This is a genomic window from Streptomyces sp. NBC_00019 (assembly GCF_045041015.1).
GTDB lineage: Bacteria > Actinomycetota > Actinomycetes > Streptomycetales > Streptomycetaceae > Streptomyces.
Window position 1 is genome coordinate 6,650,008 of sequence record NZ_CP108302.1, and the last position, 26,752, is coordinate 6,676,759.

General features: G+C 70.3%; 24 protein-coding genes. 12 read left to right on the forward strand and 12 right to left on the reverse strand.

What is annotated here, in order from left to right; all coding sequences use genetic code 11:
- Positions 1-64: 64 nt before the first annotated feature.
- The 3 genes from OHU89_RS31505 to OHU89_RS31515 all read right to left on the reverse strand — a co-directional run bounded on the left by OHU89_RS31505 (position 65) and on the right by OHU89_RS31515 (position 2,306).
- Positions 65-403 (reverse strand): hypothetical protein, encoded by a 339-nt coding sequence (locus OHU89_RS31505; protein ID WP_405647881.1) that lies wholly within the window; start codon positions 401-403, stop codon positions 65-67.
- The gene (msrA, locus tag OHU89_RS31510) at positions 396-1,061 is read right to left on the reverse strand and encodes a peptide-methionine (S)-S-oxide reductase MsrA (protein ID WP_405647884.1); all 666 of its coding nucleotides are present in this window, start codon (positions 1,059-1,061) and stop codon (positions 396-398) included. Before msrA ends, OHU89_RS31505 begins: the two co-directional genes overlap by 8 nt.
- A gap of 126 nt (positions 1,062-1,187) precedes the next feature.
- Positions 1,188-2,306 carry a hypothetical protein gene (locus OHU89_RS31515; protein ID WP_405647886.1) on the reverse strand — a complete coding sequence of 373 codons (1,119 nt, stop codon included), beginning with the start codon at positions 2,304-2,306 and terminating at the stop codon, positions 1,188-1,190.
- A 183-nt stretch (positions 2,307-2,489) separates the two neighbouring features.
- On the opposite strand from OHU89_RS31515, the gene OHU89_RS31520 reads away from it, so the two are divergent.
- Positions 2,490-3,644 carry a cystathionine gamma-synthase gene (locus tag OHU89_RS31520; RefSeq protein ID WP_405647888.1) on the forward strand — a complete coding sequence of 385 codons (1,155 nt, stop codon included), beginning with the start codon at positions 2,490-2,492 and terminating at the stop codon, positions 3,642-3,644.
- A 37-nt stretch (positions 3,645-3,681) separates the two neighbouring features.
- Here the strand turns inward: OHU89_RS31520 and OHU89_RS31525 are convergent, their stop codons facing one another.
- From OHU89_RS31525 to OHU89_RS31535, 3 genes are all read right to left on the reverse strand, one after another.
- A complete protein-coding gene (locus tag OHU89_RS31525; protein ID WP_307026556.1) occupies positions 3,682-3,930 on the reverse strand; it encodes a hypothetical protein in 249 nt (82 codons plus the stop codon).
- A 31-nt stretch (positions 3,931-3,961) separates the two neighbouring features.
- Positions 3,962-4,465, reverse strand: a complete 504-nt coding sequence (locus OHU89_RS31530) for a sigma factor-like helix-turn-helix DNA-binding protein (protein ID WP_266888673.1) — start codon at positions 4,463-4,465, stop codon at positions 3,962-3,964.
- Between the two features lie 187 nt (positions 4,466-4,652).
- The gene (locus OHU89_RS31535) at positions 4,653-5,159 is read right to left on the reverse strand and encodes a MarR family winged helix-turn-helix transcriptional regulator (protein ID WP_171142677.1); all 507 of its coding nucleotides are present in this window, start codon (positions 5,157-5,159) and stop codon (positions 4,653-4,655) included.
- Between the two features lie 163 nt (positions 5,160-5,322).
- On the opposite strand from OHU89_RS31535, the gene ilvA reads away from it, so the two are divergent.
- The 3 genes from ilvA to OHU89_RS31550 all read left to right on the forward strand — a co-directional run bounded on the left by ilvA (position 5,323) and on the right by OHU89_RS31550 (position 8,635).
- Positions 5,323-6,561 carry a threonine ammonia-lyase gene (gene ilvA, locus OHU89_RS31540; protein WP_266888672.1) on the forward strand — a complete coding sequence of 413 codons (1,239 nt, stop codon included), beginning with the start codon at positions 5,323-5,325 and terminating at the stop codon, positions 6,559-6,561.
- A gap of 194 nt (positions 6,562-6,755) precedes the next feature.
- Positions 6,756-7,793 carry an ATP-binding cassette domain-containing protein gene (locus OHU89_RS31545; protein ID WP_405647891.1) on the forward strand — a complete coding sequence of 346 codons (1,038 nt, stop codon included), beginning with the start codon at positions 6,756-6,758 and terminating at the stop codon, positions 7,791-7,793.
- Entirely contained in the window at positions 7,790-8,635 is an 846-nt protein-coding gene (locus tag OHU89_RS31550; RefSeq protein WP_266888670.1) for an ABC transporter permease, read from the forward strand. Before OHU89_RS31545 ends, OHU89_RS31550 begins: the two co-directional genes overlap by 4 nt.
- A gap of 90 nt (positions 8,636-8,725) precedes the next feature.
- On the opposite strand, the gene greA is transcribed toward OHU89_RS31550, so the two are convergent.
- Positions 8,726-9,226 (reverse strand): transcription elongation factor GreA, encoded by a 501-nt coding sequence (gene greA, locus OHU89_RS31555; RefSeq protein WP_046260823.1) that lies wholly within the window; start codon positions 9,224-9,226, stop codon positions 8,726-8,728.
- 167 nt (positions 9,227-9,393) lie between these two features.
- Entirely contained in the window at positions 9,394-9,792 is a 399-nt protein-coding gene (locus tag OHU89_RS31560; protein WP_266888668.1) for a DUF4307 domain-containing protein, read from the reverse strand.
- Between the two features lie 127 nt (positions 9,793-9,919).
- Between OHU89_RS31560 and mca the strand changes: the two genes are divergently transcribed.
- Entirely contained in the window at positions 9,920-10,780 is an 861-nt protein-coding gene (gene mca, locus OHU89_RS31565; RefSeq protein WP_405654743.1) for a mycothiol conjugate amidase Mca, read from the forward strand.
- A complete protein-coding gene (locus OHU89_RS31570; protein WP_405647894.1) occupies positions 10,773-11,021 on the forward strand; it encodes a hypothetical protein in 249 nt (82 codons plus the stop codon). The genes mca and OHU89_RS31570 overlap by 8 nt, the downstream gene beginning before the upstream one ends.
- Positions 11,022-11,049: 28 nt before the next feature.
- Here OHU89_RS31570 and OHU89_RS31575 read toward each other — a convergent pair whose 3' ends face one another.
- A complete protein-coding gene (locus tag OHU89_RS31575; RefSeq protein ID WP_405647896.1) occupies positions 11,050-14,250 on the reverse strand; it encodes a tetratricopeptide repeat protein in 3,201 nt (1,066 codons plus the stop codon).
- A 168-nt stretch (positions 14,251-14,418) separates the two neighbouring features.
- Between OHU89_RS31575 and OHU89_RS31580 the strand changes: the two genes are divergently transcribed.
- From OHU89_RS31580 to OHU89_RS31605, 6 genes are all read left to right on the forward strand, one after another.
- On the forward strand, positions 14,419-15,087 hold the full coding sequence (locus tag OHU89_RS31580; RefSeq protein ID WP_405647898.1) for a hypothetical protein: 669 nt from the start codon (positions 14,419-14,421) through the stop codon (positions 15,085-15,087).
- Positions 15,088-15,117: 30 nt separating this feature from the next.
- Positions 15,118-17,151, forward strand: coding sequence for a thioredoxin domain-containing protein (locus tag OHU89_RS31585; protein WP_405647901.1), 2,034 nt, complete (start codon positions 15,118-15,120; stop codon positions 17,149-17,151).
- Between the two features lie 183 nt (positions 17,152-17,334).
- Positions 17,335-18,603, forward strand: a complete 1,269-nt coding sequence (locus OHU89_RS31590; protein ID WP_405647903.1) for a glycosyltransferase — start codon at positions 17,335-17,337, stop codon at positions 18,601-18,603.
- The gene (locus OHU89_RS31595) at positions 18,600-20,219 is read left to right on the forward strand and encodes an ArnT family glycosyltransferase (protein ID WP_405647905.1); all 1,620 of its coding nucleotides are present in this window, start codon (positions 18,600-18,602) and stop codon (positions 20,217-20,219) included. The genes OHU89_RS31590 and OHU89_RS31595 overlap by 4 nt, the downstream gene beginning before the upstream one ends.
- Positions 20,216-21,379 (forward strand): glycosyltransferase, encoded by a 1,164-nt coding sequence (locus OHU89_RS31600; RefSeq protein WP_405647907.1) that lies wholly within the window; start codon positions 20,216-20,218, stop codon positions 21,377-21,379. The genes OHU89_RS31595 and OHU89_RS31600 overlap by 4 nt, the downstream gene beginning before the upstream one ends.
- Positions 21,376-23,775, forward strand: coding sequence for a galactose oxidase-like domain-containing protein (locus OHU89_RS31605; protein ID WP_405647910.1), 2,400 nt, complete (start codon positions 21,376-21,378; stop codon positions 23,773-23,775). Before OHU89_RS31600 ends, OHU89_RS31605 begins: the two co-directional genes overlap by 4 nt.
- Here OHU89_RS31605 and OHU89_RS31610 read toward each other — a convergent pair.
- Genes OHU89_RS31610 through OHU89_RS31620 form a run of 3 tightly spaced genes read right to left on the reverse strand, consistent with a single transcriptional unit; the run spans position 23,762 to position 26,714 of the window.
- Positions 23,762-24,493 carry a Mut7-C RNAse domain-containing protein gene (locus tag OHU89_RS31610; protein ID WP_267014979.1) on the reverse strand — a complete coding sequence of 244 codons (732 nt, stop codon included), beginning with the start codon at positions 24,491-24,493 and terminating at the stop codon, positions 23,762-23,764. The genes OHU89_RS31605 and OHU89_RS31610 overlap by 14 nt on opposite strands.
- Before the next feature lie 33 nt (positions 24,494-24,526).
- The gene (locus OHU89_RS31615) at positions 24,527-25,156 is read right to left on the reverse strand and encodes a TetR/AcrR family transcriptional regulator (RefSeq protein ID WP_405647913.1); all 630 of its coding nucleotides are present in this window, start codon (positions 25,154-25,156) and stop codon (positions 24,527-24,529) included.
- A gap of 4 nt (positions 25,157-25,160) precedes the next feature.
- On the reverse strand, positions 25,161-26,714 hold the full coding sequence (locus tag OHU89_RS31620) for a DHA2 family efflux MFS transporter permease subunit (protein WP_405647915.1): 1,554 nt from the start codon (positions 26,712-26,714) through the stop codon (positions 25,161-25,163).
- Positions 26,715-26,752: the final 38 nt, after the last annotated feature.

Here is a 26,752-nt window from a genome sequence, read left to right on the forward strand (position 1 = left end):
GCTGAAACCGGAACCCCCTGGACGCGCCCGCCGAACGGGGTACTCAACTCGACCCTGTTCCGCCTCATCGCTCGATGAAGCGGGGGTCCGGCCACGTCGAGATCGGCTCGTCGGAGACCGAGTAGATCTCCAGGAGCGACAGGTAGCCGTCCTTGGCGAAGACCATGACACCGGCCGAGTGCGGGGCGGTGTACCCGGCGTCCACAGCTGGATTGTCGTGCGACGGCGCAGGAGCCACCACCGTACGGTCCACTTCCAGATCGACCGTCGCACAGCCGCAGCGACACCTGCCCACCACCCGCGTGTGGGGAACCTGGGCCAGCAGGGCGCCGCTCACCGCATCCGACCCGGCCAGCAGCGCCCGGAGAGTCGCCGCGACCTCCGGCGACAGCGGCTCAGCCATCCGCCCTGGCCACACCGATCGGGCACGACACTCCGGTGCCGCCGATCCCGCAGTAACCGGCCGGGTTCTTGTCCAGGTACTGCTGGTGATACCCCTCGGCCGGATAGAAGGTACGTCCCGCCGCCGGCAGGATCTCCGTGGTGATCGTGCCGTGGCCTGTGCCGGTGAGGAGCTTCTGGTAAGTCTCGCGCGAGGTTTCGGCGGTGGTGGCCTGGGCGGGGGTGTGGGTGTGGATCGCGGAGCGGTACTGGGTGCCGACGTCGTTGCCCTGGCGGAAGCCCTGGGTGGGGTCGTGGGACTCCCAGAAGGTCTTCAGGAGGCGCTCGTAGGAGATGAGCGAGGGGTCGTAGACGACGCGGACGACCTCGGTGTGGCCGGTCAGGCCGGAGCAGACCTCTTCGTAGGTGGGGTGCTCGGTGTGGCCGCCCTGGTAGCCGACCAGGGTGGTCCAGACGCCGGCCGGGAGCTGCCAGAACTTGCGTTCGGCGCCCCAGAAGCAGCCCAGAGCGAAGTCGGCGATCTCGTGGCCCTGGGGGTAGGGGCCGAGCAGCGGGGTGCCGAGGACGGTGTGGCGGTCGGGGACCGTGAACACCGGGGCGGGGCGGCCCTTCAGCGCCTGCTCGGGGGTGGGCAGGACGGGCGTACGGCCGAACAGCATGGGCGCGGGCTCCTTCTCGTCTCCTCGCCGGACCCCTCCGGTGGTGGCCGGAAGCGGCGTCACGCACAACGGCCCGGCGCCGCCCCGCATTCCGTCGGGGCGGGGCGACGCCGGGCCACGTGCTCCTCAGTGCGGCAGCGTCGCCGGGCTGCCGCCGTTCGCCTCGTAGCCCGCCACCGCCAGCGCCCGGTAGACCGCGAACTCGGCCGCCGGATCGGGGGACAGGGTCCACGGCAGGGCGCCCACGTGGCCGTCGATGTGTATGAGCTGGTTCATGGCCTCCTGCCAGCGCTCGCCGCGGACCAGGAAGAAGACCAGCATGTGCCGCACATGCGCCAGCATCGGGTCGTCCGCGCGGGCCGAGTGCACTGCGTGCAGCGCCCCGTGCATCGCCTTGGTGACGGTCTCGCTCTGGTAGAAGCCGCTGACCAGGTTCACCTCGGGCAGGTGCTCGAAGACCGCGAACAGCGGCATGGCGGCGAGGAGGGAGCCCTGCGGGGCGCGGGCCGCGGCCGCCTCCGCGAAGGACATCGCCAGCTCACGCGAGCCGTGCCACTTCTCGCACCAGTAGTGGAGCGCCGCCAGATGCGCGCCCATGTGCGACGGGGCGCGGTCCAGGATCTTCAGCCACAGCTGCTCGAACTCCGCCCGCGGATAGGCGAGGCCACGGGCCACCGACAGCTCGACGATGTACGGGATCGGGTCACCCGGCGCCAGCAGCGCCGCCTCGCCGCACGCCGCCCTCGCCTCCTCCATGATGATCCGGAACGAGTCCGTGCCGGGCGTGGCCGTCCGCCACGCCTGCTGCACCAGGAACTCCGCGTGGATGGCCGCACCACCCGCGTCCTTGGGCTGCTCGGACCGCCACACCCGCAGCCACTGGCCGCCCGGCGACTCGCTCACCCCGCCCGGCCGCTGCGCCAGCTCCAGGGAGGCCGCGCCCGCGAAGGCCTGCACACGCTGCCAGCGCAGCTCACCCGCCGCCTCGGTGCCCACCAGCAGCTGGGAGGCCGCCCGGTAGTCCTGGGTGCGCTGCACCAGGTCCAGGACGTCCAGCAGGTCCTGGTCGGGGCCGGGCATGCGGACGTCCAGCTCCTCCTGCCGTACGAAGCCGTAGTCCGCGGGGTCCGCGGCGTCCGGGTGGCCCGGCGGGACCTGCTCGATCATGCCCCGGCGGCGCCGCAGGACCGGCAGCAGCACGAAGCCGAACATGACCACCGCCATCAGGACCCAGAGAATTTCCATGCCTCAAGCGTTCCAGACGCCGCCGACAATTGGCCAACCCGGTCCCGGGCCTGTGGAAAACCTCTTGTCCAGGCTCCGGGTGCCTGTGGAGAACCTCCCGTCCCGGCTCCGCGGCCTGGGGAAAACCCTTCTCGAGCCTCGCTGTGCGACGCCTGCCCCGCGAGCGGACTACGCTCGGTGCCCATGAGCGACAGGCACATCAGTCAGCACTTCGAGACGCTCGCCATCCACGCGGGCAACACGGCGGACCCCCTCACCGGTGCGGTCGTCCCGCCGATCTACCAGGTCTCGACCTACAAGCAGGACGGCGTCGGCGGCCTGCGCGGCGGCTACGAGTACAGCCGCAGCGCCAACCCGACCCGTACCGCCCTGGAGGAGAACCTCGCCGCCCTCGAGGGCGGCCGACGGGGCCTTGCGTTCGCGTCCGGACTGGCGGCCGAGGACTGCCTGTTGCGTACGCTGCTCAGCCCCGGCGACCACGTGGTCATCCCCAACGACGCGTACGGCGGCACGTTCCGGCTCTTCGCGAAGGTCGTCGCCCGCTGGGGCGTCGAATGGTCGGTCGCCGACACCAGCGACCCGGCCGCCGTCCGGGCCGCCGTCACCCCGAAGACCAAGGCCGTGTGGGTGGAGACCCCCTCCAACCCGCTGCTCGGTATCACCGACATCGCCGCCGTCGCGCAGATCGCCCGGGACGCCGGCGCGAAGCTCGTCGTCGACAACACCTTCGCCACGCCGTATCTGCAGCAGCCGCTGTCGCTCGGCGCCGACGTCGTCGTGCACTCCCTGACCAAGTACATGGGCGGCCACTCGGACGTCGTGGGCGGCGCGCTGATCACCGCCGACGAGGCGCTCGGTGAGGAACTGGCGTACCACCAGAACGCGATGGGCGCGGTCGCCGGGCCCTTCGACTCCTGGCTGGTGCTGCGCGGAGCCAAGACGCTGTCGGTGCGGATGGACCGGCACAGCGAGAACGCGACCAAGGTCGCCGACATGCTGACCCGGCACGCGCGCGTGACGAAGGTGCTCTACCCGGGTCTGGAGGACCACCCCGGTCACGAGGTCGCCGCCAAGCAGATGCGGTCCTTCGGCGGCATGGTCTCCTTCCAGGTCACGGGTGGCGAGGAGGCGGCCGTCGAGGTCTGCAACCGCGCCAAGGTGTTCACGCTGGGCGAGTCCCTGGGCGGCGTGGAGTCCCTGATCGAGCACCCCGGCCGGATGACGCACGCGTCGGTCGCCGGCTCGGCCCTCGAGGTCCCCGCCGACCTCGTACGCCTCTCGGTGGGCATCGAGAACGTCGACGACCTGCTGGAAGACCTTCAGCAGGCCCTGGGCTAGCCCCTTCGGCGGTTCACGAGCCGGCCGGTCCGGCCGGTCACCAGCCGGTCAGCGGTGGAGTCGTCTCCGACGGCGGCTCCACCCAAGGCCGGGCCGTCACCGCCCACACCACGAACGCGACGCTCGCCGCGAACATCAGGAACCACATCAGCCGCAGGGCTGCCCGCCTGCGCCGCAGCATGCGGCCGCCCCGGCGCACCACCTCGGCGTGAAGTTCCGGCGGCACGGGCGGATGCGCCTGTTCCATGATGCGGCGTACGGCGGCTTCGCGTTCGGGCCGGTTCACGGCCGCTCCCTTCCCGGGTGGCCCCTCGCCCTCACGACGCCGCCACCTTCGCGCCTCCCACCGCCGGAGCGGGCCCGCGCGGGGGATGCAGCAGCGTCGCCGTGGCCCGGTCGCAGATCGTGCGGACGCGTTCCGTGGCGAGTCCGAGCAGGGCGGCCGTCTGTTCCTCGGCGACGCCCTCGTAGAGCCGCAGGACGAGGACGAGGCGCTCCTGCGGGGCCAGCGCGGCCAACGGGTTGGCGGGGTGCGGTCGGTGGCCGCCCAGGCCGCCGTACTGGTGCCAGGCGCCGCGGGCGAAGCGGGTGGCCAGGTACTGGCGGGTGCGGTCGTAGGGGTCCTCGCCGCGCAGTCCGTCCCAGCACGCGTACGTGTGGGCGAGCGCCAGCGTCAGCAGGCGCCGCGCGCGGGGGTTGTCGTCGGGCCCCTCCGCCGTCAGAAGCGTCGCGGCATGCAGCAGCCGCCCGGCGGCGCCCGCGACGAACGCCTTGAACTCCCGGGCCCGGCGGGCGTCTTGGGACGCATGCCGTTTTCGCACCGCGCCTCCCGCCTGAGGGCGACCTGTGAGGGAACGGGACCCGCGCCACATACCGGATACGGAACCGTGTGCGAGTTAAGGACCCGGTCTCATATGAGGCCAGGGGTGGCCTTTCGGTCAAGAGCCGCGCACCCCTCGAGAGCCGGGCACCCGGAGAACGGGTGCGCCACGCGTGCGTGAAGGACGCTCAGGACGCCGACGGCGCGTCCGCGCCCGGCAGGCCCTGGGCCGCCATCCGGGAGGAGAGCGCGGTGTTGAAGCGCGTCAGGAGCGTGCAGAAGGCCTCGCGCTCCTCCGGTGCCCAGTCGTGTGTCAGCTCGGCCATCAACTGACGCCGGGAGGAGCGCACTTCCTCCAGCCGCGACAGCCCGCGCGGGGACAGCTGGAGCACCACCGCCCGGCCGTCCTCCGGGTGGGAGGTGCGCTTGACGAGCCCGGTGTCCACGAGCGGAGCCACCTGCCGGGTGACCGTCGACGAGTCGATGCCCATGCTCGCGGCGAGCGCCTTGACGCCCATCGGGCCTTCCTTGTCGAGGCGGTTGAGCAGCAGATATGCGGCGCGGTCCATGGAGTTGCGCACCTGCCCGACCCCGCCGAGCCGGGTCTGTTCGGCACGACGGGCGAAGACCGCCACTTCGTGCTGCAGCGTGTCGAGGAGACCGGTGTCACCGACGGTCGTCATGTCCATCGACATTTCAGGTGTTGTGGGCATGGCCGGGGGCTCACTTCAGATAAGGGGTGCTGGGTTGGGGGACAGGGTACGCGGCCGGAAGGCGGGCCGTACCGACGCTGCGGAAACCGGTCTCGGAGGTTGGTCACAGCGGCCGCTTGCGCCTGTGAACTGCGATGCTTGTGTCATGAGCTATGGCACGGCTGACTCCTTGCACTCCCTGCGGCCCGTCACCCTCGACGATGTGCGCGGCGCCCAGAAGATGCTCATGGGGGTGGCGCGGGTGACCGCGATGGAGGGCAGCCGGCACCTGTCCCAGCTGGTGGGCTCGCCGGTGCACTTCAAGTGCGAGAACCTCCAGCGAACGGGCTCGTTCAAGCTGCGCGGCGCATACGTCCGGATCGCCGGGCTGCTGCCCGAGGAGCGGGCCGCCGGGGTCGTCGCCGCGAGCGCCGGCAACCACGCGCAGGGCGTCGCACTGGCGTCGTCCCTGCTCGGCGTGCGTTCCACGGTGTTCATGCCGAAGGGCGCCCCGCTGCCGAAGATCAGCGCGACCCGGGAGTACGGCGCCGAGGTCCGGCTGCACGGGCAGGTGGTCGACGAGACGCTGGCCGCCGCGCAGGAGTACGCGGAGCGGACCGGCGCGGTGTTCATCCACCCCTTCGACCATCCCGACGTCATCGCCGGTCAGGGCACGGTCGGTCTGGAGATCCTGGAGCAGTGCCCGGAGGTGCGCACGATCGTCCTCGGCATCGGTGGCGGCGGTCTCGCGGCCGGTGTCGCGATCGCGGTGAAGTCGATCAGGCCCGATGTGCGGATCGTCGGCGTCCAGGCCGCGGGCGCGGCCGCGTACCCGCCCTCGTTGGCGGCCGGGCGTCCGGTGTCGATCGAGAACCCGGCGACGATGGCCGACGGCATGAAGGTCGGCCGGCCCGGCGATGTGCCGTTCGAAATCATCGGCGAGCTGGTCGACGAAGTGCGTACGGTGTCGGAGGACGAGCTGTCCGCCGCGCTGCTGCTGAGCCTGGAGCGGGCCAAGCTGGTCGTCGAGCCCGCCGGGGCGAGCCCGGTCGCGGCGCTGCTGAGCGACCCGGGTGCCTTCGAGGGGCCGGTCGTGGCGGTGCTGTCCGGCGGCAACGTCGACCCGGTGCTCCTGCAACGCGTACTGCGCCACGGCATGTCCGCGCAGGGTCGCTATCTGGCCGTACGGCTCAGGCTGACGGACCGGCCGGGCGCCCTGGCGACGCTTCTCGGGGCGTTGTCAGTGGTGGACGCTAACGTCCTCGACGTGAGTCACGTACGGACCGATCCACGGCTCGGGCTCACGGAGGCGGAGGTGGAGCTGCACCTGGAGACGAAGGGTCCGGAGCACTGCGCCGAGGTCGGCCAGGCCCTGCGGAACGCGGGCTATACGGTCATCGACTGAGCAGCCGGGGCGCCGAACTCCCAGCTCAGGAGCTTCTCCATCACTCGTTCGAGTAAGTCCATTGAGAGACGCGATACATCGCGTTATGGTGTGTCTCGCGGCGAGATCGCCGCCCTCATCCGCCACCCATCAGGCGGAACAAAAAGTACAAACCATAGGCTTTTCGAAGAATCCCCGACGACGTGGAGACTCATATGCCAGGCGCCATCTATGCCGAAGGTCTGGTGAAGACCTTCGGCGACGTAAGGGCTCTGGACGGCGTCGACCTCGACGTGCCGGAGGGCACTGTCCTGGGCCTGCTCGGGCCGAACGGCGCGGGCAAGACGACGACCGTCCGCTGTCTGACGACCCTGCTGCGACCCGACAGCGGCAAGGCGGTCGTCGCGGGCCTCGACGTGCTCAAGCATCCCAACGAGGTGCGGCGCTCGATCGGTCTGTCCGGCCAGTTCGCCGCGGTCGACGAGTATCTGACCGGCCGCGAGAACCTCCAGATGGTCGGCCAGCTCTACCAGATGAAGGCCAAGGACGCGAAGGTCCGGGCCGGCGAGCTGCTCGAGCAGTTCAACCTCGCGGACGCCGCCGACCGTACCGCGAAGACCTACTCCGGAGGCATGCGCCGCCGCCTCGACCTCGCGGCCGCCCTGGTCGTCTCCCCGCCCGTGATGTTCATGGACGAACCGACGACCGGCCTCGACCCGCGCAACCGCCAGCAGCTGTGGGAGGTCATCAAGCAGCTCGTCTCCGGCGGTACGACCCTGCTGCTGACCACGCAGTACCTGGAAGAGGCCGACCACCTCGCGCACGACATCGCGGTCGTCGACCACGGCCGCGTCATCGCCCGCGGCACCTCCGACCAGCTCAAGGCCCGCACCGGCGGCGAGCGCGTCGAGGTCGTGGTGCACGAGCGCGAGCACATCCCGACCGCCCGGGAAGTGCTCGCCGGCTTCGGCAAGGGCGAGACCACCGTCGAGGACCACACCCGCAAGCTCACCGTGCCCGTCACCGGCGGCGCCAAGCTCCTCGCCGAGGTCATCCGCGAACTCGACGTGCGCGGCATCGAGATAGACGACATCGGCCTGCGCCGCCCCACCCTCGACGACGTCTTCCTCTCCCTGACCGGCCACCATGCCGAGGCCGAGGCGGAGGAGAACGGCGCGAGCGGTGCGAACAGCGAGAGCGGTGCCGCCCAGGACGCCAAGGACCGCCGCCACACGAAGGAGACCGGCAAGTGAGCGCTGTCACCGACGCCGTACGCGTCACGCCCGCCACGAACCCGATCAGCCAGTCGATCCGTGACTCGCTGGTCGTCGCGAAACGCAACCTGATCCGCATGTCCCGGATCCCCGAGATGGTCATCTTCGGGCTCATCCAGCCGATCATGTTCGTGGTGCTGTTCAGCTATGTGTTCGGCGGCTCCATGAACATCGGCGGCACCACGGACCCCGCGGTCTACCGAGAGTTCCTGATGGCAGGCATCTTCGCCCAGACCGTCACCTTCGCCACGGCGGGTGCGGGCGCCGGGATCGCCGACGACATGCACAAGGGGCTCATCGACCGCTTCCGCTCGCTGCCCATGGCGCGCGGCGCGGTGCTGACCGGGCGGACCCTCGCCGACCTGGTGCAGACGGCGCTCACGCTGTTCGTGCTGGCGATGGTCGCCCTGCTGGTCGGCTGGCGCACCCACACCAGCATCGGTGAGGTGCTCGGCGCCTTCGGTCTGCTGCTCCTGCTCGGGTACGCCTTCACGTGGGTCGGCGCCCTGATCGGACTCTCCGTGCGGACCCCGGAGGCGGCCACCTCGGGCGGGCTGATCTGGCTCTTCCCGGTCACCTTCGTCTCGAACGCGTTCGTGGACTCCAGCCAGATGACGCCCTGGCTGCGCCATGTCGCCGACTGGAACCCGTTCAGCGCCACGGTCCAGGCCTCCCGCGAGCTCTTCGGCAACCCAGGGGTCTCGACCTCCGACGCCTGGCCCATGCAGCACGCGGTGTGGGCGTCGCTGATCTACTCGATCCTGATCGTCGTCCTGTTCAGGACGCTGGCGGTGCGGAAGTACCGGTCCGCGACCGCATGAGGTGACGCCGGGCGGCATGACGCGGCATGACGAAACCCCCGGCGTCGGTAAGACGCCGGGGGTCTGTCGGGGCAATGCGGGGTAAGGGGATCAGGCGCTGTAGGGCTCGGCCTTGAGGATCTTCACGGAGGCCTTCCTGCCGTTCGGCAGCTCGTACTCCGCGTCCTCGCCGACCTTGTGGCCGAGCACGCCGGAGCCCAGCGGGGACTGCGGCGAGTAGGTCTCGATGTCGGAGCTGGCGTACTCGCGGGAGGCGAGCAGGAAGGTCGTCGTATCGTCCTCGTCACCGTCGAAGGCGATCGTCACGACCATGCCGGGCGCCACCGCGCCGTCAGCGGACGCCGGGGCCTCGCCGACCTTGGCCTTCTCCAGGAGCTGGGTCAGCTGGCGGATGCGGAGCTCCTGCTTGCCCTGCTCTTCCTTGGCCGCGTGGTACCCGCCGTTCTCGCGCAGGTCGCCCTCCTCGCGCGCGGCCGCGATCTTCGCGGTGACTTCCTCGCGCGCGGGACCAGACAGGTACGCCAGCTCTTCCTTGAGCTTGGTGTACGCCTCCTGCGTAAGCCAGGTGACGTCTTCGCTGGTCTGGGTCACAGGTGCTCCTCGTAGGTACTGGGAATACAAAGCATCGCCCTACCCAGAAGAATGTTCCTTCACGGATGGGCGAAACCACGAGCCTAACAATTCAGCGGCCCAAGGGGGAGGACATAAGCCATCAGAATCACATCGGCGCAGGTCAGCAAGGCGTAATGCGGATGAGGTCAGTCGGCGTGACAGCCGAGCAGCTCCGCGGTCGTGCCCGGTGACGTCGTACGCAGTGTGACGACCCGGTCGATGCGGGTGGCGTCCCCGTCGAAGCGGAAGTCGGCCCGGCCGACCTCGGCACCGCTCTCGGCCTGGGAACGCAGAGTGCAGTAGCCGCTCGCACCGGAGTCCTTGCGGACCTCCAGATGCACCTTCACGGCGTCCCGCTCCTGCTCGAAGCTGATCACCTCGGCGCTGATCTTGTTCTGGCCGACGTAGTAGTAGGCGAAATACCCCATCAGCGCGAGCAACAGCGCCCCGAGAACGGCGCCGGCGATCTTGAGCTTGTGGTCGGCGCGCTCGTCCGAGGAGCGGCCGTAACGGCCCTCGGGCAGTCGCGTGCTCGCCGTACTCATGATCGTCCTCCGGACACCGGAATTATTCGCCCCCCGATTCGGTCACTATAGAAGCGCCGATCGCCCCGGTTCACATCAGGGGCGCCGACTTACCAAGGATTGAGTCTTGACTGACCAGCTGCGACTGATGGCCGTCCACGCCCACCCCGACGACGAGTCGAGCAAGGGCGCGGCGACCATGGCGAAGTACGTGTCCGAGGGGGTGGACGTGCTGGTCGTGACCTGCACGGGCGGGGAGCGCGGCTCCATCCTCAATCCGAAGCTGCAGGGCGACAAGTACATCGAGGAGCACATCCACGAGGTACGCAAGAAGGAGATGGACGAGGCCCGCGAGATCCTCGGCGTCAAGCAGGAGTGGCTCGGCTTCGTCGACTCCGGCCTGCCCGAGGGCGACCCGCTGCCCCCGCTGCCCGAGGGCTGCTTCGCCCTGGAGGACGTCGACAAGGCGGCCGGTGAGCTGGTGCGCAAGATCCGCTCGTTCCGTCCGCAGGTGATCACGACGTACGACGAGAACGGCGGCTACCCGCACCCCGACCACATCATGACCCACAAGATCTCGATGGTGGCGTTCGAGGGTGCGGCGGACACCGAGAAGTACCCGGAGGGGGAGTTCGGCCCGGCGTACCAGTCGCAGAAGCTCTACTACAACCAGGGCTTCAACCGGCAGCGCACCGAGGCGCTGCACAACGCGATGCTGGACCGCGGCCTGGAGTCGCCGTACGGGGAGTGGCTCAAGCGCTGGAGCGAGATCGAGCGCACCGAGCGCACGCTGACCACGCACATCCCGTGCGCCGAGTTCTATGAGATCCGTGACAAGGCGCTGATCGCGCACGCCACGCAGATCGACCCCGACGGCGGCTGGTTCCGGGTTCCGATGGAGGTCCAGAAGGAGGTCTGGCCGACGGAGGAGTACGAGCTCGCGAAGTCCTTCGTCGATACCTCCCTCCCCGAGGACGACCTCTTCGCGGGCATCCGGGACAATGCCTGACATGAGCGCAAGCGTGAGCCTGGCAATGACCCACTTCGCGACCTTCGCCAAGGAGGTCGACGAGGACAAGGTCACCCCCGGCGTCCTCGGTTTCATCGTCTTCGCGGCGATGGCCCTGGCCGTGTGGGTGCTGATGAAGTCGATGAGCAAGCACATGAACAAGGTCGACTTCAAGGAATCCTCGGACCCGGAGGCCGGGTCCGAGGAGCCCTCTGTCGAGCCCAAGGCCCGCCAGAGCTGACGCCCACGGGTGTGGGGGCGTGCGGCGGTCAGTTCTTGACCGGTACCGCCACCCCCATCACCTCGCGGGCGTGCCGGTTCGGGACCATGCCCAGGCGCCAGGCCTGCCAGCCGGCCTCCAGGTTCACGCCGCGTTCCAGCAGGAGCTGGTACGCCTCGACGTAGTCGTCGAGTTTCTCGTCCCGTAGCGAGTGGCCGGTCCGGCCCAGTTGGGACAGGTCCTCCTGGGCCACCGCCGTGCCGACCTCGACGCCGCCCGGTGCCGCGTACGGCAGCAGTGTGCAGCGCAGGAAGCGGGCCCAGTCCTCGCCGCGGCGGTCTCCGTAGGAAGTGAACAGGCCGATCGCCTCGTCGCACAGCGACAGGGCCTGCTGGGTGCGGGTGTTGCCGGCGTCGACCACGGCCAGTTCCAGGCACGTCCATGCCTCGCCGTGGGCGACGCCTATGCGCTGGAAGTCCGCACGCGCGTCGACCAGGAGCTGGCGTGCGAAGCCGGAGTTCCGCAGCGAGCCGGTCTGTGCCGCCCGCTGGTCGCGCGTCACCCGGGCCGAATGATGGCGGGCGCAGGCCAGGCCGTACACGTCCCGCATCCGGGAGAACATGGTCCTGGACCTCTCCAACTCCCGTACCGCCAGGTCCAGGTTGCCCGTCTCCTCCAGCGCCTGGCCCAGGTAGTACACCGTCCACGCCTCGCCACGGGCGTCCTCGTTGTCGCGATGCCGGGACGCCGCCTGGCGCAGACCGTCCACCGCGGGGGAGGGGTCGCCGGCGACCAGACGGGCGCGGGCCAGCTGGGTCAGGGCCCAGGCCTCGCCACGGGCGTCGCGGGTACGGCCGTACAGGTCCAGGGCGGTGCGCAGCTCGGTCTCCGCGCGGGGGACGTCGCCCATGCGCAGGCCCAGCTGGCCGAGCTGGAAGTGGGCCCAGGCCTCGCCGTGCACGGACTCGCCCGCGCGGTGCAGGACCAGGGACCGGGTGAGCAGTTCCATGGCCTCCGCCACCCGCGCCCGGTCGCGTTCCACCGCCGCCAGCGCGTGCATGGTCCAGGCGCGGTCGGTGGCCAGTGCGGGGGCCGCCTGGAGGTCCAGGGCCTCGTGGAGCTTCGCCGCGGCCTCCGTCAGGTTGCCCTGGTGGTGCAGGGTGATGCCGAGGGAGCACAGGGCGCGGGCCGCGCCCGCGTCGTGGTGGGCCTCCATGTAGAGGTCGACCACCGAGGTCAGGGTCGTGCGGGCCTTGTCCAGCTCGCCGAGCTGGCGGGCCGCGATGCCCGTGCGCCATTGGACCGACCTCAGCAGCAGACCCTGGTCCACCGCCTGCGCCAGCTCGCTGATCTCGCCCAGGCGGTAGAGGTCGCCGCGCAGAAGGCAGTAGTCGCAGAGGGCGCCCAGGAGATTGAGCACCGCGCCCTGGTTCACGCCCTCCGCGTGGCGCAGGGTCGAGGTGATGAAGCTCGACTCGTCGTCCAGCCAGCGCAGCGCCTCGTCCAGGGAGGTGAAGCCGTGCGGGCTGAAGCGGTCCGAGCGGGTCGACATGTTGCCGTCGACCAGGCGCAGGACCGAGTCGGCCAGCTCGGCGTAGTTCACGATGAGACGTTCCTGCGCCGAGTTGCGCTCGGCCGGTTCCTCCTCGTCCAGGAGACGGGCCTGGGCGAAGGCGCGGACCAGGTCGTGCAGGCGGTAGCGGTCGCCGCGGACATGGTCGATCAGGCCCGCCCGGGACAGCGCGACCAACTGGCGGGTGGCCTCCGCCTGGTCGGTGGCCAGCAGCGCCGCGGCCGCCGCCGCGCCCAGGGACGCCCGGCCGGCGAGGGCCAGGCGCCGCAGCAGTCGCCGCGCCGTGTCCGACTGGTCGGTGTAGCGCAGCCACAGCACCCGCTCGACCGGCTCCACCGGACCGTACGCCCCCAGGTCCGCGGCGAGCGCGCGCGGTGAGCGCGGGCCGAGGGACGAACCCGCGACACGCAGCGCCAGCGGCAGGCTGCCGCACAACTCCCGTACCAGGTCGGACGCATCGGCGTCGTACGGACCCGACGCGTCCTGCGCCGCCGCCCCCAGCAGTTCCTCTGCGCCCGCCGCGTCCAGCGCCTCGACCGGCAACTGGTGCACCCAGGCCGGCAGATCGGCGGGCAGGTCCAGGGAGGTGCGGGCGGTGACCAGGACCAGGCTGTCGGAGCGCTCGGGGACGAGGGTGCGGACCTGTTCGGGGTCCGAGGCGTCGTCCAGGACGATCGTCACCGGCAGCCCCGTCAGATGCTGGTGGTACAACTCGCCCAGCCGCTTGACCTGCTGGTCCGGTGAGGAACGCTCACGGAAGAGGAGTTGCTCGCGGGGCGCGCCCAGCCGGTTCAGCAGATGCAGCAGAGCGTCCCGCGTCGACAGCGGCGGCTCCTCCGGGCTGTCGCCGCGCAGGTCCACTACGCACGCGCCGCGGAAGTAGTCCTTCAGATCGTGGGCCGCCTGCAGCGCGAGGGCCGAACGGCCGCTGCCCGACGACCCGTGCAGCACCACCACCGTCGGCCGGGTCTCCGTGCTCGCCCGGGCCGCCTGCACCCACTGCCGGATCCGCCCCAGTTCCTGCCGCCGGCCCGCGAACGCGGCCACCGGCTCCGGGAGTTGGCCGAACGACTGCTGCAGCACGTTCCGGCCGCGCGCCGCCGCGCTCTTGTCGGCGCCCTTCAGCCGGGGCCCCGTCTTCTTCGGCCCCGTCGAGGCGCTCAGCACCCGCTGCTGGTCGAGGAACGGTCGGATGCCCCGTACCTCCAGCGCCGTCAGCCACGCCAGCCGCAACTGCTCGGGCCCGCCCGGCTGTCCCACCGCGCCCGCCTGATGATGCGCGGCCGGCAGATGCGCACCGGCGACCTTCACCACGGTCGCCGCCGCACCCACGACGCCGACGGCTGCCCCGGCACCGAGCGCCGTACCCGCGCCGGTGCCGAGCGCCAGGTCCGTGACGACGGCCGCGAGAGCGGCGACGCCCGCCACCATCAGCGGAGTTCCGCCGCCCTCCTTCGCGTACCGCTGCCCGAACGTGAGCTGGCCGGCCGCCGCCTCGTCCAACGCGCGCGTGTACGCCTCGTACTCCTCCGCGGCGCTCTGCGCCATGGCATCCAGCGCTCCACGCCCTCGCGCCATCAGCACCGGCCCGTCGGTACGCCCGCCGGAGCGCCGCACCTCCTCCTCCACGGCCCGTGCCAACAGCCGCTCGGCGTCCACCCGATGGCTGTCCCGCATGTCTCGTCCCCCTCCGGTGACAACGGTTCTTGGTCAAGTGTGCTGCCCAGGGTGCGCCGGGGCGAGGGGGCAAGTGGCTTCAGACCACCTTTCGGCGTTGGTGAATTGGCGCGCGCCGTGGCTGTGGCTATCGTGACCGCGGACACAGTAGGCGACAACGGGGAAGACATGAGTGTGGCGAACAACGGGCCGACGAGCCCGCCGCAAGGTCCGCCGCCGGTCCCGCCGCAGGGGCCGCAGCAGCCCCGTTGGGCCTGGTGGGTCGCCGGGATCGTCATCCCGGTCGTGGGAATCGTGGTCACGATCCTGATGAGCGGCTCGGGTTCGTCGGACGACAAGAGCGACGAGACGACCGGCCCTACCCGGTCGTCGGTCTCGACGGAGCCCACCGGCCAGGAGCAGCCCACCCCGTCTCCCACGAAGAGCACCGCGGCCGATCAGGTGCTGTACGGGCCGGGTGAGGTGACGGCCGACGTCAGCGAAGGCGGGGCGGTGTACATCGAGCTGGACACGACCGAACCGCTGACGGCGCACAACACCGACCTCAAGGGCGCGGACATCATCTACCAGGCGTCCGGCGACGCCCCGGGGCTGGACGTGCCCGACTCCGCTTCCCACCTGGCCCCGTTGCCCGCCTCCGACTCCGCTCCTACGGCCGAGCAGTGCATCGAAGCCGTGGAACGCAACGGCGTCTACGCGGCGGACGCGAAACGCGGCGCCGACTTCTGCCTCCTGACCGGTGAGGGCCGCGTCGTGCACTTCCGTGTGGTCGCCGCTCCACCGGGCCGGGGCATCGGAAAACTAGACGTCACCGTCTGGGAGACGCCTGCCGCGTGACGTGCGGGGTACTGCGGCAGGATGGACCTCATGCCGAACCGACTGGCGCACGAGACGTCCCCGTACCTCCTTCAGCACGCCGACAACCCGGTCGACTGGTGGCCCTGGTCGGCCGAGGCCTTCGAGGAGGCGCGTAAGCGGGGCGTGCCCGTGCTGCTCAGCGTCGGCTATTCGAGCTGCCACTGGTGTCACGTCATGGCTCACGAGTCCTTCGAGGACCAGGCGACCGCCGACTACCTCAACGCCCATTTCGTGAGCGTCAAGGTCGACCGAGAAGAACGCCCCGACGTGGACGCCGTCTACATGGAGGCCGTCCAGGCCGCCACCGGGCAGGGCGGCTGGCCCATGACCGTGTTCCTCACCCCGGACGCCGAACCCTTCTACTTCGGCACGTACTTCCCGCCCGCGCCCCGGCACGGCATGCCGTCCTTCCGGCAGGTCCTGGAGGGTGTGCGGAGCGCCTGGAGCGACAAGCGGGACGAGGTCGCCGAGGTGGCCGGGAAGATCGTGCGGGATCTCGCCGGGCGGGAGATCAGTTACGGCGACACCCAGGCACCCGGTGAGGAGGAGCTCGCCAAGGCGCTGCTCGGGCTGACCCGGGAGTACGACCCGCAGCGCGGCGGATTCGGCGGGGCGCCCAAGTTCCCGCCGTCCATGGTCCTCGAGTTCCTGTTGCGGCACCACGCGCGGACCGGCTCCGAGGGTGCGCTCCAGATGGCGCAGGACACCTGTGAGCGGATGGCCCGCGGGGGCATCTACGACCAGCTCGGGGGCGGGTTCGCGCGCTACTCCGTCGACCGCGAGTGGGTCGTGCCGCACTTCGAGAAGATGCTCTACGACAACGCCCTGCTCTGCCGCGTCTACGCCCACCTCTGGCGCACCACCGGCTCCGAGCTCGCCCGCCGGGTGGCCCTGGAGACCGCCGACTTCATGGTGCGCGAACTGCGCACCCCGGAAGGCGGGTTCGCCTCCGCGCTCGACGCCGACAGCGACGACGGCAGCGGCAAGCATGTCGAGGGGGCCTACTACGTCTGGACGCCCGAGCAGCTCACCGAGGTCCTCGGGTCCCAGGACGCCGAACTGGCCGCCCACTACTTCGGCGTCACCGAGGAGGGGACCTTCGAAGAGGGTGCCTCCGTCCTCCAGCTTCCGCAGCAGGAGGGCGTGTTCGACGCCGAGCACATCGAGTCCGTGAAGGGCCGGCTGCTCGAGGCGCGGGGTCAGCGCCCCGCTCCCGGCCGGGACGACAAGGTGGTGGCCGCCTGGAACGGGCTGGCGATCGCCGCGCTCGCCGAGACCGGCGCCTACTTCGACCGGCCCGACCTCGTCGACGCCGCGGTCGGGGCCGCCGACCTCCTCGTACGGCTGCATCTCGACGAGCAGGCGCGGCTCTCGCGTACCAGCAAGGACGGCCATGCCGGTGCCAACGCGGGAGTGTTGGAGGACTACGCCGATGTCGCCGAGGGATTCCTCGCCCTGGCCTCCGTCACCGGTGAAGGTGTCTGGCTGGAGTTCGCCGGCTTCCTGCTCGACCACGTCCTGGCACGGTTCGTGGACGAGGAGTCCGGCGCGCTGTTCGACACCGCCTCCGATGCCGAGCAGTTGATCCGGCGCCCTCAGGACCCGACCGACAACGCGGCTCCCTCGGGATGGACCGCTGCCGCCGGCGCCCTGCTCAGCTATGCCGCCCAGACCGGTGCCGAGCCCCATCGCACCGCCGCCGAGAAGGCCCTCGGGGTCGTCAAGGCGCTCGGTCCGCGGGTGCCGCGGTTCATCGGGTGGGGGCTCGCCGTCGCCGAGGCCCTGCTCGACGGGCCGCGGGAGATCGCGGTCGTCGGTCCCGCGCTCGACGACCCGGGCACAAAGGCCCTGCACCGTACGGCACTTCTCGGCACCGCCCCCGGTGCCGTCGTCGCCGTCGGGGCGACGGGGAGTGACGAACTGCCCCTGCTCGCCGACCGGCCTCTCGTCGGCGGTGAACCGACCGCGTACGTCTGCCGTAACTTCACCTGTGACGCCCCGACGACCGACCCGGACCGGCTGCGCGCGGCGCTGAACGGCTGAAACGCCGTTACCCGGCAGTCATCCGGTGTTCGGATTCGCCCCTAAGTCACCACACTCCTCCGAAACACACTATTTATGGGAGCAGATCCCTCTGTTCACAGAACACCCATAATCTCTCCACAGTGATCACGGCGGATGTGACGGACCGTCGTGACAGGGGGTTTGGGGATCTGGGGGGATCTGTTGCTGACGTCTGTCTTCATCGCCGCCGTCTCGCTCGCCTTGTTCTGGATGGCGGCGTTCACCCTGTGGTGGCAGATGCACGCGTGGCGCACGCCCGAGGTGCTCGCCTCCACCCGGTTCAGCAGACCGGACGGGGGCGAGCATGTGTCGTTCTCGCTGCTGCTGCCCGCGCGCCACGAACAGGCCGTGCTGGACCACACCATCCAGCGGCTGCTGGAATCCAGCCACACCGACTTCGAGATCATCGTCATCGTCGGGCACGACGACCCGGAGACGACGAGAGTGGCCGAGGGGGCCGCGGCGCGTGATCCGCGCGTCCGCGTCGTCGTCGACACCCACGAGAAGAAGAACAAGCCGAAGGCCATGAACACGGCGCTGCCGCACTGCCGCGGCGACGTCGTCGGGGTCTTCGACGCCGAGGACCAGGTCCACCCCGAGCTCCTCGCCCATGTCGACCACGCCTTCCGTACCACCGGGGCCGACGTCGTCCAGGGCGGTGTGCAGCTCATCAACTTCCACTCCAGCTGGTACAGCCTGCGTAACTGTCTGGAGTACTTCTTCTGGTTCCGCTCCCGCCTGCACCTGCACGCGCAGAAGGGGTTCATCCCGCTCGGCGGCAACACCGTCTTCGTACGGACCGACACCCTCAAGGAAGCCGGGGGCTGGGATCCCGACTGTCTCGCCGAGGACTGCGACCTGGGCGTACGGCTCTCCAGCGTCGGCAAGAAGGTCGTCGTCGCCTACGACTCCGACATGGTGACCCGGGAGGAGACCCCCGGCTCGCTCATGTCGCTGCTCAAGCAGCGCACCCGCTGGAACCAGGGCTTCCTGCAGGTCTACCGGAAGAAGGACTGGAAGCAACTCCCCGGTCTCGGCCAGCGGTTGCTCGCCCGCTACACCCTCATGACGCCGTTCCTTCAGGCCTTCTCCGGCGTCGTCATCCCGCTCAACGTCGCGATCGCGCTCTTCCTCGACGTGCCCGTCGGCGTCGCCTTCATCACCTTCCTGCCGGCCGTCACCGCACTGGTCACCTTCGTCTTCGAGATCGTCGGACTGCACGACTTCGGCAAGCAGTACGGCCTTCGCATCCGCTTCGTCCACTACCTCAAGCTCGTCGTGGGCGGCCCCTTCTACCAGGTGCTCCTCGCCGGGGCCGCCGTCCGCGCCGTATGGCGTGAACAACGCGGTCGGAACGACTGGGAGTTGACCACTCATGTCGGTGCGCATCTGAACCAGACACCGGCGATCCGAGAGGACGTCCCTGCGTGACCTCCACCCTCCCCGCGGTGACCGTTCCCCAGGTCCCCGCGCAGCGGCAGCCTGCGCCTGAAGTGCGTTCGACCAGTCGAACGACACCGTCGAAGCGCCCCGACCTCCTCCTCTGCGGCGCGCTTCTCGTCGCCATCCTCACCGTCCAGGGCTGGAACATCGCCGACTACCCGACCCTCAGCGACGACGAGGGCACCTACCTCGCCCAGGCCTGGGCCGTCCAGGAGGGCAAGGGCCTCGCCCACTACACCTACTGGTACGACCACCCGCCGCTCGGCTGGATCCAGATGGCCCTGCTCACCTGGATCCCGAAGGCCCTGAGCCCGGAGTCGATGACCGTCGGCTCGATGCGGGTGACGATGCTGCTGATCAGCGGGATCAGCGCCGCCCTCGTGTACGTCCTCGGGCGCCGGCTCGCCCTGCCGCGCTGGGCCGCCGGGCTCGGCATGGTCCTGTTCGGGCTCTCCCCGCTCTCCGTCGTCCTCCAGCGGGAGATCTTCCTCGACAACCTCGCGGTGATGTGGACGCTCCTCGCGTTCACCCTCGCCGCCTCCCCGAGCCGCCACCTCTGGCACCACTTCGGCGCGGGCATCGCCGCCGCGACGGCCGTCCTCACCAAGGAGACGATGCTCGTCGTCCTGCCGGCGCTGCTGCTCACCATGTGGCGCCACAGCCACAGGGACACCCGCAAGTTCGCCCTCACCGGCGCGATCACGGCGTGCACGCTGATCGGCCTCGCGTACCCCCTGTTCGCTCTGCTCAAGGGCGAGTTGCTGCCCGGCGGCGGACATGTGTCGCTGTGGGACGGGGTCAAGTACCAGATGACCAGGCCCGGTTCGGGCTTCATCCTCGACCAGGGGTCCGGTTCCCACGGGGTGCTGCAGTCATGGCTCTACTACGACCGTGTCCTGCCCCTCGGGGGTCTCGTCGGCGCGCTTCTGCTGCTGGCCACCTGGCGCTGGTCGGTCACCGCCCGCGCACTGGCCGGACCGGCCCTGACGGTCGCGATCCTCGCCGGGCTCGCCCTGCGCCCCAACGGCTATCTGCCCGCGATGTACGTCATTCAGGCGCTGCCGTTCCTCGCGCTCGTGCTGGCCGGGGGCACCGCCTCCGTCGCCCATGCCGTCCTGCGCAGAAGCCACCGGCTGCCCCAGGGCGGCCGGTACGCCCTCGCCGCCGTCCTCGCGATCGCCGCCGGCGCCTACGTCGTCCCGCGCTGGTACGACGGCGACCGCACCGCCGTCACCGCCGATGCCAACGCCCCCTACCAGGCCGCCTCCAAGTGGCTGGCGACCGAGGTGGAGCAGCCGGAGAAGAGGCGGGTACTCGTGGACGACGCGCTCTGGCTGGACCTGGTGCACGCCGGGTACCGGCCCGGGCTCGGCGCCATCTGGTTCTACAAGGCCGACCTCGACCCGGCGGTGACCAAGACGATGCCGCATGGCTGGAAGGATCTCGACTACGTCGTCGCCTCCCCGACCGTGCGGCGCGACGCGGCGGACCTGCCCAACGTCAGGGCCGCCATCCAGCACTCGACGCCGGTCGCCGTCTTCGGCACCGGTGCGGACCGGATCGAGATCCGGCAGATCCAGACCGTCTCCGGAGGCGTTCGATGACCCACGAGTACACCGCTCCCGTCCCGGACGTACGGGTCACCGAGATCCCCGAACCGGGTGCCGTCACCATCGTCGTACCGACGTACAACGAGTCCGCCAACATCCGCCAACTGCTCCATCAGATCAGCGAGTCGGTGCCGTCCAGACTGCCCTGCGAGGTCGTCTTCGTGGACGACTCCACCGACGACACCCCCGAGGTGATCTACGAGGCCGCCAAGGACTGCCCGTTCCCGGTGACCGTGCTGCACCGTGACGAGCCGGTCGGCGGGCTCGGCGGGGCGGTCGTGGAGGGGATGAAGGCGGCCGGGTCGGACTGGGTCGTCGTGATGGACGGCGACTGCCAGCATCCGCCGTCCCTGGTCCCGGAGCTGGTCGCGACGGGGGAGCGGGCGAACGCCGGGCTCGTCGTCGCCTCCCGGTACATCAAGGGCGGCAGCCGCGCCGGGCTCGCGGGCAGTTACCGCGTGGCCGTGTCCAGGGCGGCGACCTGGCTGACCAAGTCCCTCTTCCCGCGCCGGCTGCACGGCATCAGCGACCCGATGAGCGGCTTCTTCGCGATCCGCCGCAGCGACATCACGGCCGACGTCCTGAAGCCCCTCGGCTACAAGATCCTCCTCGAACTCGCCGTCCGCAGCCGCCCCCGCGCGGTCACCGAGGTGCCCTTCGTCTTCCAGGACCGGTACGCGGGCGAGTCCAAGTCCAGCGCCCAGGAGGGCCTGCGCTTCCTGCGTCACCTGGTCGGTCTGCGCACCGCCTCGCCGGTCGCCCGCATGGTCGGCTTCGGCCTGATCGGCGCGACCGGGTTCGTGCCCAATCTGCTCGGGCTGTACGCCCTCACCGTCCTCGGCATGCACTACGTACCGGCCGAGATCCTCGCCAACCAGCTCGGCGTCGCCTGGAACTTCCTGCTCATCGAGCATCTGCTGTTCCGCGACCGCCGCCGGCACCGGCGCTGGTGGGACCGGGCCGGCCGGTTCGCCCTGATCGCCAACGCCGACCTGGTGCTGCGCATCCCGCTGATCGCGCTGTTCGTCCACCGGTTCGGGATGGGCGCGCTGTCCGCCACCGCACTCGCGCTGGTGACGACGTTCGTCCTGCGCTTCGCCGGGACCGAGGCGCTGGTTTATCTCCCGCGCAGAAACAGGAGCCGCACCGCATGAACCGAAGACGGAGAACCGCCCTTCTCGCAGTGGGCGCTCTGACCGCCGGCCTGCTCCTGACCGCCCCGCAGCCCGCCTCCGCCGCCAACCTCATCAAGAACCCCGGCTTCGAGACCGCCGGCACCGGCGGCATGCCGTACTGCTGGGAGAAGTCCGGCTGGGGCGACAACGACTTCACCTTCACCACCACGTCCGACGCCCACTCCGGCTCGAAGGCCATGAAGGTCGAGCTGACCCGCCGGACCGAAGGCGACCGCAAGGCGCTGATCACCGAGTCGGCGGAGTGCGCCCCCGTCGTCAGCGTGGGCAGGCAGTACGACCTGAACCTCTGGTACAAGTCGACCACCCCGGACACGTCGGTCACCCTGTTCCGGCACGACACGACGGCCGGCTGGCAGTACTGGACGGACCTGAAGACCCTGGAGATGGCCGGCAGCTGGACCGAGGCGAGCGTCCGTACGCCCGAGGTCCCCACCGGCACCGACCGCATCACCTGGGGTGTCTCCGTCTACGGCACCGGCTCCGCCACCACCGACGACTACACCATGGAGCAGGTCGCCGACCCCGTCCCCGCACCGCAGTGCACGGGCACCGCCGAGCAGTGCGCCAACGGCCGCTGGGACGTGCTGCCCACACAGAACCCGGTGCGCTCCATGCACTCCGTCGTCCTCAACAACGGCAAGGTGCTGCTGATCGCGGGCTCCGGCAACAGCGAGGAGCAGTTCAACGCGGGCACCTTCACCTCGGCGGTGTACGACCCGGTCAACGGCACGTACAAGGTGATCCCCACGCCCAAGGACATGTTCTGCTCCGGGCACGTCCAGCTCCAGGACGGGCGTGTGCTGGTGATGAGCGGGAACAAGGCGTACCCGGTCGCGGGCGGGCACGGCTACGAGGGGTTCAAGGACTCGTACATCTTCGATCCGGTCACCGAGACGTACAGCAAGACCAATGACATGAACGACGGCCACTGGTACCCGTCGGCGACGATCCTCGGCAACGGTGACGTCATCTCCTTCGGCGGGCTGCGCGAGGACTCCACCGGATCGGTCACCGCCGAGCTGTGGTCGGACGCCGAGCAGAAGTGGCTGGAGCTCTGGAAGGTCAACCAGACCTGGTCGTACTGGGGTCTGTACCCGTCGATGATCCTGATGCAGGACGGCCGCCTCTTCTACTCGGGCAGCCATGTCTTCGGCAACAACATCCCGGGCACCGGCAGCGCGATCTACGACTACGACGCCAACACGGTCACCCAGGTCCCGGGGCTCCAGAACAAGGACGAGCGCGACCAGTCGGCGAGCGTGCTGCTGCCACCCGCACAGGACCAGAAGGTCCTCACGATCGGCGGCGGCAACATCGACTCCAACCCGGACGCCAACCGCCTGACCGACGTCATCGACCTGAAGCAGGCGAACCCGGCCTACACCGCCGGTCCGCCGCTCCCGCAGGGCACGGTCGACCTCGGCAACGGCAAGCAGGCCCAGACCGGCAACCAGGGCAAGATGTACGTCTCCGCCGTACTGCTGCCCGACGGCAAGGTGCTGGAGACCGGCGGCGCGCTGCACAACCGCGCCGACCCGGTGTACGAGTCGTCGCTCTACGACCCGGACACCGGCACCTTCGACCCGGTGGCCGCCGACCCCGAGGCCCGCGGCTACCACTCCTCGGCGTTCCTGCTGCCCGACGGCCGGGTGATGACGACCGGCGACAACCCGGGCAACGGCACCTGGAACCACAACGTGTCGATCTACACGCCGCCCTATCTCCTCAAGGGCCCGCGTCCGTCGATCACTTCGGTCATCGACACCGAGTGGACCTACGGCGACACCCAGCGGATCACCGTCGACCGGCCCATCGCCAAGGCCGAGCTGATCCGCCCGGCCGCGGTGACGCACTCCTCCGACCCGAACCAGCGGTTCGTCGATCTGCCGCTGTCGGTGGACGGCGGCAACGTCGACCTCAACGTGACGAGCAACCCCGACCTGGCCCCGCCCGGCTGGTACATGCTCTTCGCGGTCGACGCCAACGGGGTGCCGTCGGTGGCCAAGTGGGTCCATCTGCAAGGGCCTTCGGCGCTCAGTGCGACGGACGCCTCGGCGCACGTCCACTCCTTCGCGGACTCACTCGAAGGCAAGGTCACCGAGCCCGGCAAGAAGCGCACCTCGCAGCAGGTGCCGGTCACCGTCTCCGGCTGCGACCGGCACTACGGCTCGATCAACGTCTGTGTGCCGACCGACTTCCCGCCGAGCGTGAAGGCCGGCACCAAGGCCCGCTGCGACTGGCTGAAGAAGAACGACTACGGCCGGCTGAAGGTCAACGGCAAGGACGACCCGCTGCGGCTCGATGCCAACGGGGACGGGGTGGCCTGCGGGAAGGCCGACCTCAGGAAGCGTTAGGGAAGTCCGCCAGGGCGCGCGCCACGATGGCCTCCAACTGTTCGTGGTGCGCGCCCTTCCAGTACGCGCGCCCGCACTGGGTGCACTGCGCGAACACGTCGTACGACCGGTGTGTGCCGCCGGCCAGCTGGTCCGCCACCTCCTCCTTGGTGGCCTCCCTGAGCAGGCCGTTGCAGGCGGTGCAGCGCGTCCAGGGCCGTAGCTCGGGGCGGAACCGGTCGAGGATGTCGCGGAGCTGCTCCTCGGGACGGGTGCTGTAGACATAGGCGCCGGCCCACAGTTCGCGGCGGCGCAGCAGGCCCCGGTCGCGGCTGAGCATGACCCGCTGCTGGACGGCGGAGCGGGTGGCGAGGGCCGGGTCGCCGATGTCCGTCGACTCGTACGCCGTGTCCACGCCGAGCAGGCGCAGCCGGCGGGCAAGGGTGCCGAGGTGGACGTCGAGGAGGAAGCGCAGCGGAGCGCCGGGCACCCGCTGGGGGCGCTCGACGTCCCGTACGGCCACGGAGTCGCCGACAGCGGGGACGTACGACCTGGGCACCTCGCGGCCGTCCACGAGGAGTGTGCCGACCTCGGTCAGCGGGACGCCGAGGGACTCGACGACATGGCCGAGGGTCGAGACGCCGTCGGTGGTGACCGTGGTGGAGCCGTGGCGGCGTTCGTGCGGGACGAACAGGGCCAGCCTGGGGGCGAATTCGACGTGGATCTCCGGTCCGTTCACCTGGTCAGGATGTCATGTGAGGCGTCGGCGGCCTCAGGGTTTCCGGACCGGCAGGCCGTTCGTCAGGACGTCCACGGTGCGGTCGACGAGGTCGACGAGGTCGTCCTGGAAGCCGCTCTCGGCCCAGTACTGGGCGATCTCCCCGAAGCCGCTGATGAGGGACATCGTGTAGACCCGTACCTCCAGGGCGTCCTTGTCCCAGCCGGTGCGCTCGGCGACGGCCTCGGCGAGCATGCGGCTGGTGACCGCGATGTGCTCCCGCATCCGGGACCGCACCGCGGGGACCTGGACCAGGAGATGCGATCGCATACGGGTGATCTCGGGTTCCCTTTCGAGCCCGAAGCTGATGGCCTTCTTCATCACGTACCGCATCGAGTCGACCCACGCCTCGTCCGCCGGCCGGTTGCGCAGCTCGCCCAGGATGATCGGGTCGTACTCGTCCGTGAGGACGATGTCCTCCTTGGTGGGGAAGTAGCGGAAGACCGTGGACGGCGACACCTCGGCGCGCTCGGCGATCTGCTCGACGGTGGTGGCGTCGTAGCCCTGCTCCTTGATCAGGGCGTACGTCGCGTCGCGGATCGCCGTCCGGGTCTTGATCTTCTTCCGCTCGCGAAGTCCCAGCTGGGGGGCGTCGGTGAGCGGGAGGGAGCGTGCGGGCGTCATGGGTTCATTGTCGGGCATCGGCCTGCGGGGCCACCATGTCCGGGGTGCCGGCGCCCTTGTCGGCCTCGCGCGTCCCCGGCAGGAACGCCGCCGCGAGGAGCGCCGCGACGAGGGCGGCGGCGCCGCACACCACCATGACGACGCCCATGCCGTGGACGTAGGCGCTGTTCGCGGAGGCCACCAGGTCCGCTGCTTTTCCGGGGCTCGCCTTCTCGGCGACGAGGTGCGCCGCGACCACGGACTCCCCGGCGGTGTCGGCCGCCTTCGCCGGCAGCCCGGTGACGTCGAGCCGGTCCCGGAAGGTGTCGGCCAGCAGACTGCCGAGCAGGGCGATACCGATCGCGCCGCCGACCTGGCGCAGCGTCATCAGGAGCCCGGAGCCGCTGCCGGCGCGGTCGCGGGGCAGGGCGCCGAGGGCTCCGGCCATGGCCGGCATGAGGGAGAAGCCGAAGCCGAGGCCGGTGATGGAGAGCCACAGCGCGGTGAAGCCGTAACCGGAGTCGACCGTCGTACGGCTGGCGAGGAGCGCGGCGAAGGCCAGCACCACCAGACCGGCGCTGACCGTGGCGCGGGCGCCGAAGCGGGTGGCGGCCTGCGGGGCCGTGCGGGAGGCGACCAGGATTCCGCCCATCATCGGCAGCAGCCGTACGCCGGTGCCGAGGGCGTCGTTGCCGAGGACGGCCTGGAGGTAGGGCGGCAGCACGAAGAGCAGGCCGGACAGGACGAACATGACCAGGGTCGCGGCGATCGTGTTGAAGAGGAAACCGCGCTGGGCGAGCAGGGTCATGTCGAGCATGGGGCGCTCGACCCGGCGTTCGCGCAGGACCAGCGCGGTGATGAGGACGACGGCCGCCGTGAGCATGGCCAGGACCAGCGGGTCAGCCCAGCCGCGGGTGGGCGCCTCGATGATCGCGTAGACCAGGGCGCCGAGGCCGGTCGCGGTGAACGCGGTGGAGACGGTGTCGACCTTGGGGGAGGCGGGGTCGCGGGTCTCGGGGAGCAGGAAGACGCAGGCGGCGATGCCGATCGCGGCCATCGGGATGTTGACGAGGAAGACCGAGCCCCACCAGAAGTGGTTGAGCAGCCAGCCGCCGATGATCGGGCCGAGCGGCAGGCCGAGTGCCGAGGCGGCGGAGACGATGGCGGTGGCCTTGGGCTGCTCATCGCGGGCGAACAGCGTGGGCAGGACGGAGAGCGCGAGCGGGGTGACCAGGGCGGCGCCGACGCCCATCAGCGCGCGGGCGGCGATGACCGAGTGCACGTCCTCGGCCAGGGCGCCCACCAGCGAACCGGCGAGGAAGACGCCTAGCCCGACGATCAGCATCCGCCGCCGTCCGAAGCGGTCGCCGAGCAGCCCGGCGGGGAGCATCAGCGCCGCGAACACGATCACGTACGCGTCCGCCATCCACTGCTGCTCGCCGGTGGAGGCGCCGAGGTCGGCGGCCAGGGTCGGGAGCGCCACGTTGAGGATCGTCGTGTCGAAGCCGAGGGTCAGCATGCTCGTGACGAGGGCGGCGAGGGCCCACCAACGCCGCGGGTCTGAAGTGGAAGCGTCCATGAAATGAGAGTAGCTCTCAAAAAGGAGTCCCTGTCAAC

Coding starts and splice junctions, on each gene's coding strand:
- OHU89_RS31505 (WP_405647881.1), bottom strand. CDS start 403: ATGGCTGAGCCGCTGTCGCCGGAGGTCGCGGCGACTCTCCGGGCGCTG.
- msrA (WP_405647884.1), bottom strand. CDS start 1,061: ATGCTGTTCGGCCGTACGCCCGTCCTGCCCACCCCCGAGCAGGCGCTG.
- OHU89_RS31515 (WP_405647886.1), bottom strand. CDS start 2,306: ATGGAAATTCTCTGGGTCCTGATGGCGGTGGTCATGTTCGGCTTCGTG.
- OHU89_RS31520 (WP_405647888.1), top strand. CDS start 2,490: ATGAGCGACAGGCACATCAGTCAGCACTTCGAGACGCTCGCCATCCAC.
- OHU89_RS31535 (WP_171142677.1), bottom strand. CDS start 5,159: ATGTCGATGGACATGACGACCGTCGGTGACACCGGTCTCCTCGACACG.
- ilvA (WP_266888672.1), top strand. CDS start 5,323: ATGAGCTATGGCACGGCTGACTCCTTGCACTCCCTGCGGCCCGTCACC.
- OHU89_RS31545 (WP_405647891.1), top strand. CDS start 6,756: ATGCCAGGCGCCATCTATGCCGAAGGTCTGGTGAAGACCTTCGGCGAC.
- OHU89_RS31560 (WP_266888668.1), bottom strand. CDS start 9,792: ATGAGTACGGCGAGCACGCGACTGCCCGAGGGCCGTTACGGCCGCTCC.
- mca (WP_405654743.1), top strand. CDS start 9,920: ATGGCCGTCCACGCCCACCCCGACGACGAGTCGAGCAAGGGCGCGGCG.
- OHU89_RS31570 (WP_405647894.1), top strand. CDS start 10,773: ATGCCTGACATGAGCGCAAGCGTGAGCCTGGCAATGACCCACTTCGCG.
- OHU89_RS31575 (WP_405647896.1), bottom strand. CDS start 14,250: ATGCGGGACAGCCATCGGGTGGACGCCGAGCGGCTGTTGGCACGGGCC.
- OHU89_RS31580 (WP_405647898.1), top strand. CDS start 14,419: ATGAGTGTGGCGAACAACGGGCCGACGAGCCCGCCGCAAGGTCCGCCG.
- OHU89_RS31585 (WP_405647901.1), top strand. CDS start 15,118: ATGCCGAACCGACTGGCGCACGAGACGTCCCCGTACCTCCTTCAGCAC.
- OHU89_RS31600 (WP_405647907.1), top strand. CDS start 20,216: ATGACCCACGAGTACACCGCTCCCGTCCCGGACGTACGGGTCACCGAG.
- OHU89_RS31605 (WP_405647910.1), top strand. CDS start 21,376: ATGAACCGAAGACGGAGAACCGCCCTTCTCGCAGTGGGCGCTCTGACC.
- OHU89_RS31615 (WP_405647913.1), bottom strand. CDS start 25,156: ATGACGCCCGCACGCTCCCTCCCGCTCACCGACGCCCCCCAGCTGGGA.
- OHU89_RS31620 (WP_405647915.1), bottom strand. CDS start 26,714: ATGGACGCTTCCACTTCAGACCCGCGGCGTTGGTGGGCCCTCGCCGCC.